1 protein-coding gene is annotated in these 838 nt (G+C 46.4%); it reads right to left on the bottom strand.

All coding sequences use genetic code 11. The features are described 5' to 3' along the window. Positions 1-204: 204 nt before the first annotated feature. The coding region (locus GC098_RS26645; protein ID WP_512699022.1) for a glycosyltransferase family protein at positions 205-838 on the bottom strand (634 nt) is incomplete at its 5' end.

Genomic DNA, 838 nt, shown 5'->3' with positions numbered 1-838 from the left:
GGCGACATAAAGGAAGCCGTGAAATGAGCAAGACGATCACGGCTTTAAGCCCCCCTTCCACTCAACGAGAAGGGGATGAATCGACTAATTCTTGCGTAAACGTCAAATAGCCCTCACCTTGATATCAGGATGAGGGCTTTTCATTTTTCGATAAATTTTCGCCGGAATGAAAGAGGCTCATTCTTTGGGAAGGGCTTCCATCACTCACGCCATATGCCTTCTCCGAAGCTTATCCTCAAAACAAAGCCTTGTGCCACGATGTGACATTATGTTGCTCAAAGCTTCCAGGTGGTCTCCGATCATATGCTGGATTGCCGGGCTCTGCTGCTCATGATTAATGCTTGAATGATGTCGCAATTGTTCGAAGTTAATACTAGTCGGAGCTGTCACTTTTAAATGCATATGCATGGCAATAGCTTGGGCGAGGGGCGGCTTCGCCAGGTTGACTAAACCGATGTTCTCAACTGCGTTTCGAGACAGAGCATGAGGTGCGTTAGTCATGGAGTTCGTCATCAAGTCGGGTCGTCCCATCACTTCGTTGACAAATTCTTTCATAATCGATACGGGATCCCGTTGATGAAAATCAGGTATAAATGGGCTTATGTTGTTGAGCGCGACATCCGCTCCTTTTTCAATCGATTGAATGAAAGGAAGAAGCTTTGGGGCAGGGATTGGAATATGCCCTTCGAGAAATAAAAGAATATCCGACTGGGAAGCTTTAGCGCCGATTACTCTTCCTGCTGCATATCCCAATGCATCTTCATCATGAAGGATGACCGGAGCGGACGGATGCTCCCTAATAAGCTCAAAGTTTTTATTATCCGATCCATGGACAACC

This window comes from Paenibacillus phytorum, from assembly GCF_013141715.1.
Lineage (GTDB): Bacteria > Bacillota > Bacilli > Paenibacillales > NBRC-103111 > Paenibacillus_E > Paenibacillus_E phytorum.
Note: the sequence above shows the minus strand (reverse complement) of the source record. Positions and strands in the feature narration are given on the sequence as shown.